Annotated in this window: 15 protein-coding genes; 6 read left to right on the top strand and 9 right to left on the bottom strand. The window is 64.3% G+C overall.

Going from position 1 to position 14,852, the window contains the following annotated elements; translation table 11 throughout:
* Positions 1 to 78: 78 nt before the first annotated feature.
* Entirely contained in the window at positions 79 to 1,122 is a 1,044-nt protein-coding gene (locus L0U81_RS00345; RefSeq protein ID WP_004189550.1) for a rod shape-determining protein, read from the bottom strand.
* Between the two features lie 374 nt (positions 1,123 to 1,496).
* Between L0U81_RS00345 and gatC the strand changes: the two genes are divergently transcribed.
* The 5 genes from gatC to L0U81_RS00370 all read left to right on the top strand — a co-directional run bounded on the left by gatC (position 1,497) and on the right by L0U81_RS00370 (position 6,738).
* Positions 1,497 to 1,796, top strand: coding sequence for an Asp-tRNA(Asn)/Glu-tRNA(Gln) amidotransferase subunit GatC (gatC, locus tag L0U81_RS00350; protein WP_233799629.1), 300 nt, complete (start codon positions 1,497 to 1,499; stop codon positions 1,794 to 1,796).
* A gap of 158 nt (positions 1,797 to 1,954) precedes the next feature.
* Positions 1,955 to 3,442, top strand: coding sequence for an Asp-tRNA(Asn)/Glu-tRNA(Gln) amidotransferase subunit GatA (gene gatA / locus L0U81_RS00355; RefSeq protein ID WP_233799630.1), 1,488 nt, complete (start codon positions 1,955 to 1,957; stop codon positions 3,440 to 3,442).
* A 5-nt stretch (positions 3,443 to 3,447) separates the two neighbouring features.
* Positions 3,448 to 4,923, top strand: a complete 1,476-nt coding sequence (gatB, locus tag L0U81_RS00360) for an Asp-tRNA(Asn)/Glu-tRNA(Gln) amidotransferase subunit GatB (RefSeq protein ID WP_233799631.1) — start codon at positions 3,448 to 3,450, stop codon at positions 4,921 to 4,923.
* Positions 4,924 to 5,066: 143 nt separating this feature from the next.
* Positions 5,067 to 5,906, top strand: coding sequence for a PPK2 family polyphosphate kinase (locus tag L0U81_RS00365; protein WP_233799632.1), 840 nt, complete (start codon positions 5,067 to 5,069; stop codon positions 5,904 to 5,906).
* A 52-nt stretch (positions 5,907 to 5,958) separates the two neighbouring features.
* Positions 5,959 to 6,738, top strand: coding sequence for an exodeoxyribonuclease III (locus tag L0U81_RS00370; protein WP_233799633.1), 780 nt, complete (start codon positions 5,959 to 5,961; stop codon positions 6,736 to 6,738).
* 59 nt (positions 6,739 to 6,797) lie between these two features.
* Here the strand turns inward: L0U81_RS00370 and L0U81_RS00375 are convergent, their stop codons facing one another.
* The 7 genes from L0U81_RS00375 to argB form a co-directional block, all read right to left on the bottom strand.
* Positions 6,798 to 8,072, bottom strand: coding sequence for a M48 family metallopeptidase (locus tag L0U81_RS00375; protein ID WP_442793373.1), 1,275 nt, complete (start codon positions 8,070 to 8,072; stop codon positions 6,798 to 6,800).
* Entirely contained in the window at positions 8,054 to 9,448 is a 1,395-nt protein-coding gene (locus L0U81_RS00380) for an AmpG family muropeptide MFS transporter (protein WP_233799635.1), read from the bottom strand. Before L0U81_RS00380 ends, L0U81_RS00375 begins: the two co-directional genes overlap by 19 nt.
* A gap of 14 nt (positions 9,449 to 9,462) precedes the next feature.
* On the bottom strand, positions 9,463 to 10,071 hold the full coding sequence (metW, locus tag L0U81_RS00385) for a methionine biosynthesis protein MetW (RefSeq protein ID WP_233799636.1): 609 nt from the start codon (positions 10,069 to 10,071) through the stop codon (positions 9,463 to 9,465).
* Positions 10,068 to 11,213 (bottom strand): homoserine O-succinyltransferase MetX, encoded by a 1,146-nt coding sequence (metX, locus tag L0U81_RS00390; protein WP_233799637.1) that lies wholly within the window; start codon positions 11,211 to 11,213, stop codon positions 10,068 to 10,070. The genes metW and metX overlap by 4 nt, the downstream gene beginning before the upstream one ends.
* Before the next feature lie 319 nt (positions 11,214 to 11,532).
* Positions 11,533 to 12,243 (bottom strand): nucleoid occlusion factor SlmA, encoded by a 711-nt coding sequence (slmA, locus tag L0U81_RS00395; protein ID WP_233799638.1) that lies wholly within the window; start codon positions 12,241 to 12,243, stop codon positions 11,533 to 11,535.
* A gap of 41 nt (positions 12,244 to 12,284) precedes the next feature.
* On the bottom strand, positions 12,285 to 13,052 hold the full coding sequence (locus tag L0U81_RS00400) for a pyrimidine 5'-nucleotidase (protein ID WP_233799639.1): 768 nt from the start codon (positions 13,050 to 13,052) through the stop codon (positions 12,285 to 12,287).
* A 65-nt stretch (positions 13,053 to 13,117) separates the two neighbouring features.
* Complete coding sequence (gene argB, locus L0U81_RS00405; protein ID WP_008923575.1) at positions 13,118 to 14,017, bottom strand: acetylglutamate kinase; 900 nt, start codon at positions 14,015 to 14,017, stop codon at positions 13,118 to 13,120.
* A 266-nt stretch (positions 14,018 to 14,283) separates the two neighbouring features.
* On the opposite strand from argB, the gene L0U81_RS00410 reads away from it, so the two are divergent.
* Positions 14,284 to 14,508 (top strand): cysteine-rich CWC family protein, encoded by a 225-nt coding sequence (locus L0U81_RS00410; protein ID WP_233799640.1) that lies wholly within the window; start codon positions 14,284 to 14,286, stop codon positions 14,506 to 14,508.
* A gap of 35 nt (positions 14,509 to 14,543) precedes the next feature.
* Here the strand turns inward: L0U81_RS00410 and L0U81_RS00415 are convergent, their stop codons facing one another.
* Positions 14,544 to 14,744, bottom strand: coding sequence for a hypothetical protein (locus tag L0U81_RS00415; RefSeq protein ID WP_233799641.1), 201 nt, complete (start codon positions 14,742 to 14,744; stop codon positions 14,544 to 14,546).
* Positions 14,745 to 14,852 lie beyond the last annotated feature (108 nt).

The raw sequence follows: 14,852 nt of genomic DNA on the forward strand, positions 1-14,852 counted from the left end.
TCGGTCCAGCCAACGACAAAGCGGCCCACAAGGGGCCGTGTGCCAGATCCGCGCTACTGACATGGGAGAAGAGCTCGCTTACTCGTACGAGAAGATGCTGCCGAGCTTGTCCATGCGTTCGAGCGCCATGCCCGAGCCGCGCACGACGCAGGTCAGCGGGTCTTCGGCGACAAGCACCGGAAGGCCGGTCTCCTCGGCGAGCAGACGATCGAGGTCGCGCAGCAGCGCACCACCGCCGGTAAGCATCATGCCGCGTTCGGCGATGTCCGCGCCGAGTTCCGGCGGTGTCTGTTCGAGCGCGATCTTCACCGACGACACGATCTGGTTCAGCGGATCCGTCAGCGCTTCGAGGATTTCGTTGCTGGAGATCGTGAAGCTGCGCGGAATGCCTTCTGACAGATTGCGGCCTTTCACTTCCATTTCCTTGACTTCCGAGCCCGGGAACGCGGAGCCAATTTCTTTCTTGATGGCTTCGGCGGTCTGTTCGCCGATCAGCATGCCGTAGTTGCGGCGGATGTAGTTGACGATCGCTTCGTCGAACTTGTCGCCGCCGACGCGTACCGAGCCCTTGTACACGATACCACCGAGCGAGATCACGCCGACTTCGGTCGTGCCGCCGCCGATGTCGACGACCATCGAACCCGTTGCCTCCGACACCGGCAGGCCCGCGCCGATCGCAGCGGCCATCGGTTCCTCGATCAGGTACACCTGCGAGGCGCCTGCGCCGTGTGCGGCTTCCTTGATCGCGCGACGCTCGACCTGGGTCGAGCCGCACGGCACGCAGATGATGATGCGCGGCGACGGCGAGAACATGCGCGATTCGTGAGCAGTCTTGATGAACTGCTTGATCATCTGCTCGGTGACGGTGAAGTCGGCGATCACGCCGTCTTTCATCGGGCGGATCGCTTCGATGTTGCCCGGCACCTTGCCGAGCATCTGCTTGGCTTCCTTACCGACTGCCTGAATGGTCTTCTTGCCGTTGGGGCCGCCTTCCTGGCGGATCGACACGACCGACGGTTCGTCGAGAACGATGCCCTTGCCGCGCATGTAGATAAGCGTGTTGGCGGTGCCGAGGTCAATCGCCAGATCGTTGGAGAAGTAGCTGCGCAAAAAACCGAACATTCAAAATCCTGTCTCGCTGGGGGCCGGGCCTCGCACAGTATGCGTAGGGCGGCAGCGGAATAAATAACAGCTTCAACCGGGCGAAGCGGCGCCACAGGAACTTGAAGCTGCGGGGGAATCTACCGGAGGCCGTTGCAAAGCCAGGGCCGAAAGCGTCGGACGTTGTTGGAATTGTCCAGTAAGGCCTTGGTAAGTCGGTCCGGGTTTGGGTCGAACGCGTAATGATACCTTATAATTTTGGATGTTTTGCAGGAAACGGAAGGCACTTTTTACCCCTGCCGTTCCTTTTCCAATCTTGTCCTATCTTGTCGTAACCCGCTGTTACAACGCGATTTTTTAAAGTGTTGCGACATTCCACCCTTTCCGGTGACTGCATGGCTCTGACCCTGATCGATGTAAAACGCATCGCGCATCTCGCGCGGCTCGAACTGGCCGATGCCGACGCCGAGCACACGCGTGCCCAGCTCAATGATTTTTTCGGCCTCGTCGAACAGATGCAGGCGGTCGATACCACCGGCATCGCGCCGCTTGCTCACCCGATCGAGCAGATCGAAGACGTCGCGCTGCGTCTGCGTGACGACGCCGTCACCGAGGCGGTCGAGCGCGAGGCTTTCCAGCGCGCCGCGCCGGCCGTGCAGGACGGCCTGTACCTCGTGCCGAAGGTGATCGAATAAGACCCGCCGGGCAGACCCAGGGTCCGGCCCCGGCGCGATCCTCTGCGCCGTAGCCGCGCGGCTTCGCCGCGAACCTTGCCGGACCGGTCTGCCGACGGGCAACCGAACGCCTCCACGGCAGCGTGACCGCGCTGCCGCGCTTTCCAGGATAAAACGCAATGCATGAAAAAAGTCTGACCGAACTGCGCGCCGCGCTCGCGGCCAAGGAATGCTCCGCAGTCGAACTGGCACAGATGTACCTGAAGCGGATCGACGCGGCCAATAGCCTGAACGCGTTCATCCAGGTCGATCCCGAGCTGACGCTCGCGCAGGCGAAAGCAGCCGACGCGCTGCTGCACACGGGCCACGCCGGTCCGCTCGTCGGCCTGCCGGTCGCGCACAAGGACGTGTTCGTCACGAAAGGCTGGCGCTCCACGGCGGGCTCGAAGATGCTCGCGAACTACGAAAGTCCATTCGACGCGACCGTGGTCGCACGTCTGCAGAACGCCGGCATGGTGTGCGTGGGCAAGACCAACATGGATGAGTTCGCGATGGGCTCGTCCAACGAGAATTCGTACTTCGGCGCCGTGCAGAATCCTTGGGACCGCAAGGCCGTGCCGGGCGGTTCGTCGGGCGGCTCCGCGGCCGCCGTGGCCGCGCGTCTCGCGCCCGCCGCGACCGGCACCGACACCGGCGGCTCGATCCGCCAGCCGGCGTCGTTTTCGGGCATCACTGGCATCAAGCCGACGTACGGCCGCGTGTCGCGCTACGGCATGATCGCGTTCGCGTCGTCGCTCGACCAGGGCGGCCCGATGGCGCAAAGCGCCGCGGACTGCGCGACGCTGCTCAACGCAATGGCCGGCTTCGACGAGCGCGACTCGACAAGCCTCTCGCACGAGCACGAGGACTACACGCGCTACCTCGGCAAGTCTTGGCAAGACGGTGGCGCGGACAAGCCGCTCGCCGGTCTGCGCATCGGCCTGCCGAAGGAGTACTTCGGCGCTGGTCTCGCCGACGACGTGCGCGCGTCCATCGACGCGGCGTTGAAGCAGTACGAAGCGCTCGGCGCGACGCTCGTCGAGGTGTCGCTGCCGAAAACCGAACTGTCGATCCCGGTCTACTACGTGATCGCGCCGGCGGAAGCATCGTCGAACCTGTCGCGTTTCGACGGCGTGCGCTTCGGCCATCGCGCGGCCGAGTACCGCGATCTGCTCGACATGTACAAGAAGTCGCGCGCCGAAGGTTTCGGCCCGGAAGTGAAGCGCCGCATTCTGGTCGGCACCTACGTGCTGTCGCATGGCTATTACGACGCGTACTACCTGCAGGCGCAGAAGATCCGTCGCATCATCGCGCAGGACTTCCAGGAAGCGTTCAAGCAGTGTGACGTGATCATGGGACCGGTCGCACCGTCGGTGGCATGGGACATCGGCGCGAAGGGCGACGATCCGGTGCAGATGTATCTTGCCGACATCTACACGCTGTCGGTGAGCCTCGCTGGCCTGCCGGGCATGAGCGTGCCGTGCGGCTTCGGCGCGGGCGCAAATGCGCAGCGTCCGGTCGGTCTGCAGATCATCGGCAACTATTTCAACGAAGCCCGGATGCTGCAGGTGGCCGATGCGTTCCAGCGCGCGACCGACTGGCACCGTCAGACACCGGCAGGAGTGTGAGCACCATGACCAAACAATGGGAAGTCGTGATCGGTCTGGAGACCCACGCGCAGTTGTCGACGCATTCGAAAATCTTCTCGGGCACCGCGACGCAATTCGGCGCCGCGCCGAACACGCAGGCGAGCCCGGTCGATCTGGCTTTGCCGGGCACGCTGCCGGTGATGAACCGCGGCGCGGTCGAGCGCGCCATTCAATTCGGCCTCGCGATTGGCGCAACGGTCGCGCCGCGCAGCATCTTCGCGCGCAAGAATTATTTCTACCCCGATCTGCCGAAGGGCTATCAGATCAGCCAGTACGAAATCCCCGTCGTGCAGGGCGGTCAGGTGACCATCCAGGTACCGGCCAATGAAAAGGCGGGCAAGGAAGCGTACGAGAAAACCATCAACCTGACTCGCGCCCACCTCGAGGAAGACGCGGGCAAGTCGCTGCACGAAGACTTCGCGGGCATGACCGGCATCGACCTGAATCGTGCCGGCACGCCGCTGCTCGAAATCGTCACCGAGCCGGAAATGCGCAGCGCGGCTGAAGCGGTTGCCTACGCGAAGTCGCTGCATACGCTCGTCGTATGGCTCGGCATCTGCGACGGCAACATGCAGGAAGGCTCGTTCCGTTGCGACGCGAACGTGTCGGTGCGTCCGCTCGGTCAGAAGGAATTCGGCACGCGCGCCGAGATCAAGAACCTGAACTCGTTCCGTTTCCTCGAAGAGGCGATCCAGTATGAAGTGCGCCGCCAGATCGAGCTGATCGAAGACGGTGGCACGGTGGTGCAGGAAACGCGTCTGTACGATCCGGACAAGCGCGAAACGCGTTCGATGCGCAGCAAGGAAGACGCGCACGACTACCGCTATTTCCCCGACCCCGACCTGATGCCTCTCGTGATCGACGCCGCGTGGGTCGAGCGCGTGAAGAGCGAGATGCCTGAGCTGCCGGAAGCGATCCAGCGGCGCTTCGTATCGCAGTACGGCCTCACGCCGTACGACGCGAACGTGCTGACCTCGAGCAAGGCGAACGCCGCTTACTTCGAGGCGGTAGTCGCGAAGGCCGGCCCGGCTAACGCGAAGGTCGCGGCGAACTGGGTGATGGGCGAAGTGTCGTCGCAGCTCAATCGCGAAGGTCTCGACGTTGCTGCGTGCCCGGTCTCGGCCGCGCAGCTCGCGCTGCTGCTGCAACGCATTGCCGACGGCACGATCTCGAACAAGATCGCGAAGGAAATTTTCCTCGCGATCTGGGAAGAAAAGGCCACCGACGAAGCCGCCGCCGATCGCATCATCGAGGCGAAGGGCTTGAAGCAGATTTCGGACACCGGCGCGCTCGAAGCGATCATTGACGAAGTGCTCGCCGCGAACCAGAAATCGGTCGACGAATACCGCGCCGGCAAGGAAAAAGCATTCAACGCGCTGATCGGTCAGGCGATGAAAGCGACCAAGGGTAAGGCCAACCCCGCTCAGGTCAACGAATTGCTCAAGAAGAAATTGTCCTGAGTTGATGTGCCGCGGCCGGGCGTGGTCACGCCTGCGCCACCACGGGCTGTTGCCGGATCGGAAGCGGGGCAACGGCCCGTTTTATTTTGCGGACCCGCTTCAGGCGGATAGGCGTAGCGAAGCGTAGACCACGGAGTGTGTGCATGGCAAAGCAACCCGATCTCGACGATTTCCTCGTCCCGTATTTCGACGATGGCAAGAAGAAAAATCACTTCTCGCTCGACGATTTCGATCCGAAGGCGAAGCCGTTTTCGGGCGGCTCGAAAGACGCCGACCGCGAGCGTCTGTCGGAGATAGGTCTGCTGCTCGACAATCTGCAGGAACGGCTGCACGCACAGCGCAAGCGCCGTGTGCTGCTGGTGCTGCAAGGCATGGACACGAGCGGCAAGGACGGCACGATTCGCGCGGTGTTTCATGAAGTCGATCCGCTCGGCTTGCGCATCGTGCCATTCAAGGCCCCGACGCCCATCGAGCTCGCGCACGACTTCCTGTGGCGCGTGCATTTGCATACACCCGCGGCCGGCGAGCTGACGATCTTCAACCGCAGTCACTACGAAGACCTGCTCGTGCCGACCGTGCAGGGCGAGCTCGATGCCGCCGCCTTCGAGCAGCGCTGCCGCCAGATCCGCCAGTTCGAGGAGATGCTGGTGTCCAGCGGCGCGACGATACTCAAGTGCATGCTGCACATTTCGAAGGACGAGCAGCGTGCGCGATTGCAGGCGCGCATCGACGATCCGCTCAAGCACTGGAAATTCGACGTATCGGATCTCGAAGCGCGCAAGCAGTGGGAGGCGTATCAGTCCGCGTATCGCGACGCGCTGGCCGCGACGTCGACCGAATACGCTCCGTGGTACGTGATTCCGGCCGACTCGAAGACGCATCGCAACGTGATGGTCGCCGAACTGCTGCTGCGCACGCTCAACGCGCTGAAGCTCGAATATCCGCCTGCCAAGGAATCGCTGAAGGGCGTCAAGGTCGAGTGAACACGGCCTCGCCCCTCGGCTTCAGAAACGAATCGAACAAAAAAGGAACGACATGTTGCGTGTGATTACCGCCAACCTCAACGGCATCCGCTCGGCGGCGAAGAAGGGCTTTTTCGACTGGTTCGGCGAGCAGGGCGCCGACGTGCTGTGCGTGCAGGAAATCAAATGCTCGCAGGACGACATGACGCCGGAGTTTATGGCGCCGCACGATTTCACCGGCTATTTCCAGCACGCGGTGAAAAAGGGCTATAGCGGCGCGGGCGTCTATACGCGTCATGAGCCGGACGAAGTGGTGATCGGCTTCGGCAGCGAGGAGTTCGACCCGGAAGGGCGCTATGTCGAGCTCCGCTTCGGCAAGCTGTCGGTGATCTCGGTGTATGTGCCGTCGGGATCGAGCGGCGACGAGCGCCAGCAGGCCAAGTTCCGTTTCATGGACGAGTTCATGCCGCATCTCGCCGAGCTGGCGAAGGAGCGCGAGGTGATCGTGTGCGGCGACGTGAACATCGTGCACAAGGAAATCGACATCAAGAACTGGAAGGGCAACCAGAAGAATTCGGGTTGCCTGCCGGAAGAGCGCGCGTGGCTCGACAAACTGTTCGACGAAGTCGGCTATGTGGACGTGTTCCGCACGCTCGACCCGCGACCCGAGCAGTACACGTGGTGGAGCAATCGCGGTCAGGCGTATGCGAAGAACGTCGGGTGGCGGATCGATTATCAGATCGCCACGCCCGGCATCGCGAGCAAGGCAAAGCGCACCGACGTGTTCCGCGATATCAAGTTCAGCGACCATGCGCCGCTGACCGTCGATTACGACCACAAGGTGAAGAAGTAAGCCGACCCGTCGCGGCGCGTGGAGCGCCGTGGCCCGCTAGCAGTGGGTAGAAGCGGGTATCAGTCGCGCACCGGCTTACGGGTCGGCCGGCCGATGCCCGCGTAGTCGGGCAGCACGTCGACGCTCTTGCCGATCGCCTTCGCGTAGAGCGGCAGCATGTCTGGCAGCCGCTTGATGATGTCTTCGCGGCGCTCCGGCGAGTACGGGTGTACGTAGATGAAGCCGCGCTCGCCATTGCCGCGCGTCGCCTGCGCGAGCCTGTCCCACAGCGTGACCGCCGCGCGCGGATCGAAGCCGGCGCGCGACGCGATATCGCTGCCGATCACGTCGGCTTCGGTTTCGTCGGTGTCCTCGTACTTCATTTCCAGCAGACGCGAACCGATGCCGAGCGGCGCCATGCCCAGATCGGCGAGGCCGAACAGTTGCGGGATGGTGCCGGTCGAGTCGAGCTGGCTCGCCTGCAGCTGACCCAGCCGCATGCGCGCGTGCTCGCGCAACGCGTGCGCGATTTCGTGGCCGATCAGCATGCCGAGCTCGTTGTCGTTCAGGCGCACGCGATCGAGTATCCCGCTATAGACGACGATCTTGCCGCCCGGCAGGCAGTACATGCGGATGTCGTTGGAGCGCACCACCGCGACTTCCCACTTCCAGCCCTTGGCTCGCTCGTTCCATTTCAACGAGTACGGAATCATCCGGTCGATAATCGAACGCACGCGCGTCACGCGCGCGTCGGTGTCGCCGTACAGACGTTTCGCGTGGTTCGCGCCGTAGACGATCTGGCTGAACTCCTCGGCGGCCTGGGCCTCGAGCATCGGCGACGGGATCAGGTTGCGGAACACCATGTAGCCGCCGTAACGCACTTGCGGGCTGACGTAGTACGGCGGCGGCACGGCCGCCGGGGCCGCTGCCGCAGCGGGAGCTTTGGCGGCGGCGGCCGGTTGCGCGGACTGCTGCGCGGCGGAGCCGGGTGTGGCGGCGCTCGGAGCGCTGACGCTAGCGCCGGTTGTGCTCGGGGCACCGGCGTTGCCGTTATTCGCGCCTGGGTTGGCACCGGGCGCGGCGGATGTCGCGTTTTCCGCGCTGGCTCCGCCGGTCGCCGATCTGGCCGCGGGCGGCGGAGCAGGGTTGGGCGTTGCACCACTTGTCACGGCGACAGCCGCCGCAGGAGCTTGCGCGTTGCTGAGCGCGCTGGCGCCGGTCGCCGCCGCGCCTGCCGCATAGGCGCCCAACGGCATGGCCAGCGCGACGCTCGCGCAGCCGAGCAACCATGCGGCGCTGAGCGCCGTGCGGTGCGCGCTTGTCGAAAACCGTACCTTCACGACCGCTCCCTCCACGGCGCGATACGCAACAGCAGCAGCATGCCGGGCACTGCGAGCGCGGTACACAGGAGGAAGTAGTCGAACCAGCCGATCCGCGCGACCACGTAACCGCTCGCCGCCGACGCGAGCGTGCGCGGCACGGACGCGAGGCTCGTGAACAGCGCGAACTGCGTCGCGGTGTAGCGCGGATCGGTGGTGCTCGCAATGTATGCGGTGAACGCGGCCATCGTCAGGCCGGTGGCGAAGGTCTCGAAGCCGTAGACGAGCGCGAGCGCGACCGAGCGCGGGTCGAGCTGCACACTCCAGTCGATGCCGACGAACGACAGCAGCTTCGTTGTTCCCTGGCTGAGCGCGACGGCGATGTCGTAGATCGCGGCAAGTCCGGGCGAATCCGGGCCGAGATGGGCGAGCCACGCGAAGCCGAGCGTCGACACCATCTGCAGCAAACCGAAAATCCACAAGCCGCGGCCGATGCCGATCTTCATCAGCCAGATCCCGCCGATGATCCCGCCCGCGAGACTCGCGCCAAACGCCGTGGTCTTCGCGATCACACCGATCTGCGTGCGCGAAAAGCCGATGTCGAGGAAGAACGACGTGGACAGCGTGGTCGCCATCGTATCGCCGAGCTTGTACAGAAAGATGAAGCCGAGCACGAAGAGGGCACCGCGCCAGCCGTCGCGCTGAATGAATTCCCTGAACGGCTCGACGATCGCTTCGCGCAGATTCTTCGGCGGCTTGCCGTGCACCTCGGGTTCGCTAACGACCAGCGTCATCAGAACCCCCGGCAGCATGAACGCGGCCGTCACGATGAACACGGTGCTCCAGGGCAGATGGTCGGACAAAATCAGCGCGAGCGAACCGGGCACGAGCGCCGCGATCTTGTACGCGTTCACGTGCACCGCGTTGCCGAGGCCCTGTTGCGTGTCGCTGAGCAATTCACGCCGGTACGCGTCGATCACGATGTCGGAGCTCGCGCCGAAGAACGCGACCAAAGCGGTCAGCGCGGCGACGGTCCAGATCGACTCGCGCGGCGACACGAAGCCGAGCGTCGCCATCGCCCCCGCCACCAGCAACTGCGTGAGTAGCATCCAGCCGCGCCGTCTGCCGGGCCGCCAGCCGGGCAGGCGCGGCACGTAGCGGTCCATCAGCGGAGCCCAGACGAATTTCCATGTGTACGGAAACTGGATCAGCGCGAACAGGCCGATTTCCTTCAGATTGACGCCTTCCGAGCGCAGCCACGCCTGCACGAGGTAGACGAGCGTAAACAGCGGCAATCCCGACGTAAAGCCGAGAAAGACGCAAATCAGCATGCGCGTATTCAAAAACGCGCGCCAGCCGGGATGTTCTTCGTGAGCGGTAAGTGCAGGCGCCTCGTGCGGCGGGTTCGACATGTGGATAAGTGACGTTAGCTTTTCTTGACGCGATAGACCGCAAGACTACCACGCCAATTCACGCCCCAACGCACCACCTGTCCGTCGTGCAGCACGACGCGATCGAGAATTTCGATGCCGACTTCAGGTGCGAGTGCCTCGAAATCCCTGATCGTCAGCACGCGCACGTTCGGCGTGTTGTGCCATTGGTAAGGCAGCGACTTCGACACCGGCATGCGTCCGTTCAACACCGACAGCCGATGCGTCCAGTAGCCGAAATTCGGAAACGAGACGATGCATTCCTTGCCGACGCGCACCGTCTCGCGCAGGATCGCCGCGGTCTGATGAATGGTCTGCAAGGTCTGCGACAGCACCGCGAAATCAAAGCTGCCGTCTTCGAACAGCCGCAGGCCGTCTTCGAGATTCTGCTGGATCACGTTGACGCCGTTCTGCGTCGCGGCGAGCACGCCGGCGTCGTTGATCTCGATGCCGTAACCCTGCACCTCCAGTTCCTCGCTCAGCAGCGACAGCAGCGAGCCGTCGCCGCAGCCGAGATCGAGCACGGTCGAGCGCGGTTCGACCCAGCGGGCGATCGCGCGGAAGTCCGGGCGCGATGCCAGGTAATCAAGTGCTCGCTGGTTCATGCGTTGACCTCGTTCGCAATGCGTTCGTAGTAGGCGCGCAGCAGGTTGTGATAGCGCGCGTCGTCGAGCAGGAAGGCATCGTGGCCGTGCGGCGCGTCGATTTCCGCGTAGGTGACCGTGCGCTTGTGGTCGAGCAGCGCCTTCACCAGCTCGCGCGAGCGTGCCGGCGCGAAACGCCAGTCGGTCGAGAAGCTCGCGATCAGATACTTCGCGGTGGTGTGCGCGAGCGCGGCGGTCAGATCGCCGTCGAAGGCCTTGGCCGGATCGAAGTAGTCGAGCGCGCGCGTGATCAGCAGGTAGGTGTTCGCGTCGAAGTAGTCGGCGAATTTGTCGCCCTGATAGCGCAGATACGATTCCACTTCGAACTCGACGTCGAAGCTGAAGTTGTAGTCATCGAGTGCGCCTTCCGCGCGACGCAGCGAGCGGCCGAATTTCTCGGCCATGTCGTCGTCCGACAGATACGTGATGTGTCCGATCATCCGTGCGACGCGCAGGCCGCGCTTCGGCTTCACGCCGTGCGCGTAGTAGTTGCCGCCGTGGAAATCCGGGTCCGACAGGATCGCCGAGCGCGCGACCTCGTTGAACGCGATGTTCTGCGCGGAGAGTTTCGGCGTCGACGCGATCACGATGCAATGCGCGACGCGCTCCGGATACATCATGCTCCACGCGAGCGCCTGCATGCCGCCGAGACTGCCGCCCATCACGGCGGCGAAGCGGCTGATGCCGAACGCGTCGGCGACGCGCGCCTGCGCGTTGACCCAGTCTTCGACGGTGACGACCGGAAACGTCGCGCCGTACGGCTTACCGGTGGCGGGGTCGAGGCTCATCGGCCCGGTCGAGCCGAAGCACGAGCCCAGGTTGTTCACGCCGATCACGAAGAATCTGTCGGTATCGAGCGGCTTGCCCGGGCCGACCATGTTGTCCCACCAGCCGATGTCTTTCGGATTGTCGGCGTACGCGCCCGCCACGTGATGCGATGCGTTCAGCGCGTGGCACACGAGCACCGCATTGCTGCGCGCGGCATTGAGCGTGCCGTAGGTCTCGACCATCAGGTCGTAGCCCGCGAGCGAGCTGCCGTTGCGCAAGGGCAGCGGCTCGGTGAAATGCATTTTTTGGGGAGCGACGATGCCGATGGATTCCATTCATTCCGCCATTGAGTCAACAGGGCGGCTAAACGGCGTCGGCGAAGCACGAAGAGAGGGCTGTGTGCGCAGCTGACGACCTCTTTAGCCGCATTTGTAGTGAACCGCGGGCCTTGGGCCTTGAGGTTCGCGCGCCCGCAATCGAGTCAGCAAATCGGCGCGTTAAAGGGTGTGAAACCGCGTGCAACGTGTTCGGGATGCCTTGGCGCGGCCCGTTGTGCATCGGAGGGCGACAGCGGCATCAGGCGGAAAGTATAGCGGAAAATTCTGCGCGACAGCGGCGCGGACGGTGCCGCACGAAGGGTCCGAGCCTCGCGGACTACTGAAGAATCAGCAGCAGTTGCGCATCCGCGTGTTCGGCGGGCGGGCGCGTGAAACCGCTGCGTACGTAGCGGTGCCAGCGGCCGATCACGTAGCTCAGCAGCAGGCTCGCGCGAATCGCCGGATCGTAGTCGGCGGGCAGCGCGGTGGTTTGCGGCACGGACTGCGGGTCGGCGTCGTTCGTGGCGTCGTTATCCGCATGGGCGAGCGCTTCGGTCTGCGCGAGCCTCAAGCATTGCTTCAGCGATGCCTCGATACGCTCGAGCATCTGGTTCACGCGCTCGGTCAACCGCTCGTGCTCACCGACCAGCGCCTCGCAGGTCAGCACGCGCGTCATGCCGGGATTTTTAGCCGGAAAGTTGAGCAGCATCAGCGCGATCGCGCGCGCCTGCAGCACGCCGTTGCTTTCGTGGCTGGTGATCTGGTTGATGAGCCCGAACAGCGTCTTCTCGATGAACTCGATCAGACCTTCGAACATCTGTGCCTTGCTCGCGAAATGGCGGTACAGCGCGGCTTCGGATACGCCGAGCCGGGCGGCGAGGGCGGCCGTGGTGATTTTTTCGGTCTTTGGTGCCTCGAGCATGCCCGCAAGCGTCTGCAGGATGTGCACGCGACGCTCGCCTGGCTTCGGACGCAGCGGCCGTGCGGCAGCGGGCGCTGCGGGGGAGGCTTCGGCTGAGGCTTCGTCAGGCTTGTCGATCGGCTGCATGGCTGTCATCCCCCGGCTGATGTCGTTGGCTGCTTCCGTCCCTACTGTCCTTGCTTGGGTTCCTTCCAACGAACCGAGCGCATGCCCAGTCGTAACGATTTTAGCGAACGAATGCTGCGGTCGACATAATGCGGCCGGCCGGTGCCGGGCAGACGCGTCGGCACGCCGTCCGCGTGCGGCTTGCGCGGCAGATGACCGGTGAACCATACGGTGCGGATGCCAAGCCGCCGATAGTTCTTCAGGTGCGAGCGCGTGTCCTCGACGAGGATCGCGTCTTTCAGCGACACGTGCGCGTCGCGCATCGCGCGGCGCAGCATCGTGTGATCCGGCTTCGCGCGCCATTGGCGGCGATCGCGCATGTGCTCGATCGCGATCACGCGCTCGAACAGCCGCTCGATGCGCAATTCGGCGAGCACTGCGCGCGCGTAGGTTTCGGGCGCGTTGGTCAGCACGATCTTGCGGCCCGGCAGAGCCGCGAGCAGACGCGCGACACCGCGCTCGTGACGAATCATCGAGCAGAGGTCGGGGAACGTGTGAACGACCTTCAGGAAGTCGTGCGCGTCGAGCGGATGGTGGCGCGTGAGGCCGAGCAGCGCCGCGCCGTAGCGCAGCGTGTAGCCGATGCGCAGACGGTTGGCTTCGTCGGTATCGACGTGCAGTGCGTCGATGATGTACTGCGTCATCCCGCGATTGATCGCCGGGAAAATGGCATGCGACGCGCGGTGCAGCGTGTTGTCGAGATCGAACAGCCAAACCGGCTTGCCGCCCGCGATGTCAGGACGGCGGCGCCGCGAAGTGGGGGTGCGCATGATGGAGCTCTTCAGGCGCCGCGTCGCGGAGGCGCGACGCCTGTAACTGGGAGGGCCCGCAACAATCAGTGCGAGCGGATCATCGTGCCGAACGGTTGCTCGGTCAGGATCTCGAGCAGCACCGAGTGCTCGATGCGGCCGTCGATGATGTGCACCGAACGCACGCCGCTCTTCGCCGCATCGAGCGCGGACGAGATTTTCGGCAGCATGCCGCCGGAGATCGTGCCGTCTTCGAACAGGCCGTCGATTTCGCGCGCCGACAGGTCGGTCAGCAGATTGCCTTCCTTGTCCATCACGCCGGGGATGTTGGTCATCATCACGAGCTTTTCGGCGTTCAGCACGACCGCGAGCTTGCCAGCGACGAGGTCCGCGTTGATGTTGTACGACAGGCCGTCTTCGCCGCAGCCGATCGGCGAGATCACCGGAATGAACGCGTCGTCCTGCAGCGCCTTCACGACCGCAGGGTTGATCGACTCGACTTCGCCGACCTGGCCGATGTCGACGTACTGGCCCGGATTGTCGCGATCCGGCATCAGCATCTTGCGTGCGTGGATCAGGCCACCGTCCTTGCCGGTCAGGCCGACCGCATGGCCGCCGAAGTGGTTGATCAGCATCACGATGTCCTGCTGCACCTCGCCGCCGAGCACCCATTCGACGACTTCCATCGTCTCTTCGTCGGTAACGCGCATGCCCTGGATGAACGTGCCCTGTTTGCCGATTTTCTTAAGCGCCTGGTCGATTTGCGGACCGCCGCCGTGCACGATGACCGGGTTGATGCCGACCAGCTTCAGCAGAATCACGTCGCGCGCGAAGCCCTGCTTCAGGCGCTCTTCGGTCATGGCGTTGCCGCCGTACTTGATGACCACGGTCTTGCCGTGATACTGGCGGATGTAAGGCAGCGCCTCGGCCAGAATTTCGGCCTTCAGGGTGGGCGCAATCTGCGAGAGGTCGGGAAGCTCGGACATGGCGGCAGGCTCGGGCACGGAACAGTTAAAACAGCGCGAATTGTACAGGACTGGCGCGCTGCAACAGGGTTTTCAGCAGCGGCTCGAGCGACCGGCGGGCGGGCTTGGCGTACCGCACCAACGCGAGCCTGCGGGACGTGTCGAACCGCAAGCTTAACGCGCCTGCGTGACGGCTGTGCATTGGCCGAACGGACGACTGCGCCTGAGCGTATCAATCGTGTCATCATGGTCTGACCGATGTCCCCGGCCCTCTGCGCCCACCCGCGATGAAACCGTCTTCCGCCCGCTCCGGGCGCAGCGCGCGCTGTCCGCGCTGCGGCAATCCCTTCGACTGCGGCATGCAGGCCGAACCGTCGAACTGCTGGTGCCGCGCGCTGCCGCCGCTGCCGGCCGAGCGGCTGGAGCCGGGCGGCCGGTGTCTGTGTCCGGAGTGTCTCGCCGCAGAGATCGCACGGGCGACACGAGAGGCGAGCGGGGATGAGCGGCCGTGATTTTTGCGGTTCGCCTGGGGCCGATCTGAAACCGCTCACGCGCCGCGATGCTGCGTCGTCAACGCCCGCAGATTCAGCGCGAGCGCGCGACGATACGGGACGATCGCGTCGGCGTGCCGGTTCGCCATCTGCAACGTGTAGCCGCTGCGGAAGTGCGCGGCCGCGCTCCCGGGATCGAGTTGGGTAATAATGGCTGCGAGCTCGATCGCCTCCGCGCGGCGCTGCTGCGTGAGCAACGCGCCGATGAGCGTGTCGAGCGAGGCACCGTCGAGCGGATGCAGTTCGGCCGCGGCGGCGAAGCAACGGGCTTCGTCGGCCTCGGCGCCGTTGGCTCGGCGGCCTGG

Source organism: Paraburkholderia sp. HP33-1, assembly GCF_021390595.1.
GTDB lineage: Bacteria > Pseudomonadota > Gammaproteobacteria > Burkholderiales > Burkholderiaceae > Paraburkholderia.